Origin of the sequence: Pseudomonas atagonensis (assembly GCF_011369485.1) — a bacterium.
Taxonomy (GTDB): domain Bacteria; phylum Pseudomonadota; class Gammaproteobacteria; order Pseudomonadales; family Pseudomonadaceae; genus Aquipseudomonas; species Aquipseudomonas atagonensis.
This window is the reverse complement of the sequence record NZ_VXCA01000051.1, coordinates 1-3,212: the sequence shown is the minus strand read 5'-3', so window position 1 is coordinate 3,212 and position 3,212 is coordinate 1. Positions and strand designations below refer to the sequence as shown.

At 47.6% G+C, this 3,212-nt stretch carries 2 protein-coding genes and 2 pseudogenes; all 4 read right to left on the bottom strand.

Annotation, left to right across the window (positions count from 1 at the left end):
* Positions 1-243, bottom strand: a pseudogene (locus tag F2P67_RS27125) (phage baseplate assembly protein V); the annotation flags it as partial.
* 53 nt (positions 244-296) lie between these two features.
* A complete protein-coding gene (locus tag F2P67_RS27120; protein ID WP_166226252.1) occupies positions 297-1,238 on the bottom strand; it encodes a PoNe immunity protein domain-containing protein in 942 nt (313 codons plus the stop codon).
* Positions 1,239-1,242: 4 nt separating this feature from the next.
* On the bottom strand, positions 1,243-2,796 hold the full coding sequence (locus F2P67_RS27115) for a hypothetical protein (RefSeq protein WP_166226249.1): 1,554 nt from the start codon (positions 2,794-2,796) through the stop codon (positions 1,243-1,245).
* Positions 2,793-3,212: pseudogene (locus tag F2P67_RS27110) on the bottom strand (type VI secretion system tip protein VgrG); the annotation flags it as partial. The gene F2P67_RS27115 and the pseudogene F2P67_RS27110, both read right to left, overlap by 4 nt.

Sequence of the window (3,212 nt, the reverse complement as noted above, 5' to 3'; positions counted from 1 at the left end):
GACGAGGACTTCCATGCCGACCCGCGGGATGGCGATGCCGCCGTAGGCCGCGCCGGCCCAGCCGCTGGCGACGCGCATCCAGCAGGTGGTTTTGTCGTTGGCCTGGCCTTCGCGGTCCCAGTGGAACTGCACCTTGATGCGGCCGTATTCGTCGCAGTGAATTTCTTCGCCAGCGGGGCCGGTGACGATGGCGGTCTGGCTGCCGAGGACTTTCGGTTTCGGGTGTTCGAGGGCAGGGCGGTAGTGCCATCCCACGCGCTCAGAGTCTGCACGCTCTGAGCGAATGGCAGGACATTCTATTCCTCTCCTGACCAATACCAAATTGTATCGCCCCATTTTGAATCACTGAAACTTGGCATGATTTCGCCGTAGTTGAAGTGGCGACGGGAATCCGGTTGAGCCGGGGTGAACCAATAGCCGGATTTGGTGCATGGTTGCCCTGCATCTATACGAGATACTTCCGATGTATTGGCTGGTTTGTAGTTTCGGGCATACTCCACCAATTCCTTCGGGTAAACCATGTGCTTAATCTTGCTGTCATCTATTCCATAAAGGAATGCTATTGCCCCTGCTTCAAGTGCCCAGTACCCAACGTAACTTCCCTCGTCGCCATCGCTATGCGTGTCATGCCAAGGTGCTTGTTCAAAAGCCGGGTACCAGTTTTTGCAGTACGTGTCTAAATAGTCAGATGCTTCTTGTTTGTCCTCTGCATAAATTGCTTGAATTAGAGGTGTATAGACGTCGTGGTACCACTGATCTATGTCTTGACGATCAGGTAAAACCTTAATCAGTAGATCTTCATACAGAGTGTCAACCCCTGCATACCCGGCATTGTCGATCAGGACTACAAAACGCTTTAATAGATCCGTGCGGTGAAGGAGGATGCAGAGGCTTATTACTTGCACGCATTCTTCGTACTCATCCAGCCAATCATCTATGGTCAAGGGAGTGATGTTGGGGATCTGTTCGTAAATTGCGAGCTTTTCCTGCAGTTCTTCGTAACTCTCGATCAGAGTTTCTAAGGGTAGCTCTAAGTTTTTTACATCCTCTCCGGCAGTGTAGAGCATTAAAATGTTTCCAAAATAAAGTGCTTGGAAGTTTTTAGCTCTCAATGATTTTTCTTGTGCTGGAGAGTCAGCTTTAAAAAGCTTATCTTTCCAAAATACAAATTGGTCTTCGTATTCTTCCTTGAAATTTTCGTACATTTTTTCAGTTAGAAATTTTTGGCGTCTTTTCAATTTGTCAAGCCTCAAGCTGCAGGGATTCAAGGTTGCCGTATTTTTTAATTAGAGATCGCTTTCTTTTGTTGATGGCTTCTTTTACTGCGTGCTCTTCATAGTGAATGGCTTTATGTTCCGCATGAGTAGAAGCTTCAGATTTTTCGAATCTGGCTTTAGCGTGCTGCTCTGCACTCTCTAGATAAACTGGCGTAAAAAATAAATGACGGCTATATGAATATTCAACGTCTTTTTTGAGTTTTTTTGGAACCGCTTTTGTAAGGTTTTTGGCGATCCACTCTCGGCTCATCTGTACCAATACAGTTTTTCCGTTTATCTTTGGTGGTGGTTTTTTGCCTGTTGGCTGGACAGCTTTTTTGCCACTTTTAAGCTGTGTCCCAGTTTTTTTTCCTGTATTTGACGGATCGTTGTCAATTGGCTCTAGCAAGAGTGAAGCATCGATCCCATTAACCCCAAGTTTAGATACAATCCTTGGTTTTCGCGTATTTCCAGGTTTTCGCATGAACTTAGGTGCATCCTCCTCACGACTGGCTTTAGCTTCTACGATTGCGTACTTTTCATTGCCGTTGTTTGCCGGGTCCGCGCGCCAAACAGCGTCAATTCCGGTGCCGTTAGCCGCATCGGTTAATTTATAGAGCACATTCCAGCGTTTATCGCTTCCACCTTTAGAGATTTTGCCCATTATGCTGGAGCCTGGTGTTCCATTTTTCCAAGTTCCATCGACCCCCTTATCGTGACCATCCCAATCCTTGCCCCATGCTAATACTTCGGCGCAGAAATAGTCAGCAATGTGTTCGCCACTTACTCCCAGCCCCTCATTGGTGAGGTCGAGATTAGGATTGCGGCCAAGTTTGGTTGCGTCGCTTTTTCTTTCGGACGAACTGCTAGGGCCATCGTTTCCTTGATTAGCCACCGCAGGATCCTTTCCTGCGGGTTTTTTGACTTTAGCTGGCTTCTCGGATCCTGATGCCATTCCAGAACTGTTTCGCTGCATCCCCTTCCATTTGACCAGTCGCTTCTCAACGATTCCTAGCATAGAAGGCATGTTGTCGCGTGACGTCGCCAATACTGTAACTACGGTAGATTGGGTCCATCCTGGTAGACTCTGGAAGGTTGAAGAACCTTTGACCCCCATGATGATCGCGTCTAACTCAGATCGTAACTTTCCTGCGTCAAAAATCTGTTTTAAAAGCTCTTCTGGACTCGTCTTGATTCCACATTCTTCTAAGACAAAGCGGAGTAGATCAAATAACACCGGGGCGAAACGTTGGGGATCTTTATTAACGATCCTTAAACTTTTCTTAAGGCCATCTCCTGGGCCAGGAATCCAACCAATTACAGCCATCAACAAGTCAAACTGCGCATCTTCCTTGCTAGACGGTGTATCAGAGTTGTAGAGAACGATAGATGACTCGATAGTATCGTAAGCATCAATCGCTTGACCAAGAAAAGGTACCGCTCCTAACGCGATGCCTTTCCCTAATTCTAATGCGGCTTCCTTATATGCGGCACTGCGGTCGTCACCGTCGGTGCTGTTTCCAGTTTCTATTTCACTCATGTCAGCCTCCCTGCGGCTTTCTCCACTAGTGCTTGTAAGTCTACTTTTTCTGGATCTAGACCAATTTTTCGAAGGTCGTCGTTAATCTTTTTATCGTCGCTTTCTACGACGCTTACGGGGGAACGATCAAAGGGTCTCGGATCTTCACCGTAGTAAATTTTGGCAGATCCCGTAGGCACATCTTCGAGACGTGCAAACCCATCCGCATCAAGAACACCTTCTCGCGTAGAACCATCAGCAAAATCAACGCGATAAGAAGCACCGGGAACGGGTTCAAGATTGTTGTAATGCAAATTCAACTCCAGCCAAGTCGGATTGGCCTTGGCTTTTTCCATCAACTTGCCAGCTAGGTCGCTGGCGGCCAACCCCGGAATCAACGGAATCAAAATCCCGATCCCGCTACCCACGCCCGGTGC

What these genes read in the sequence shown, in the direction of transcription:
- F2P67_RS27115 (WP_166226249.1), bottom strand. Translation starts at nt 2,796, where the DNA reads ATGAGTGAAATAGAAACTGGAAACAGCACCGACGGTGACGACCGCAGT.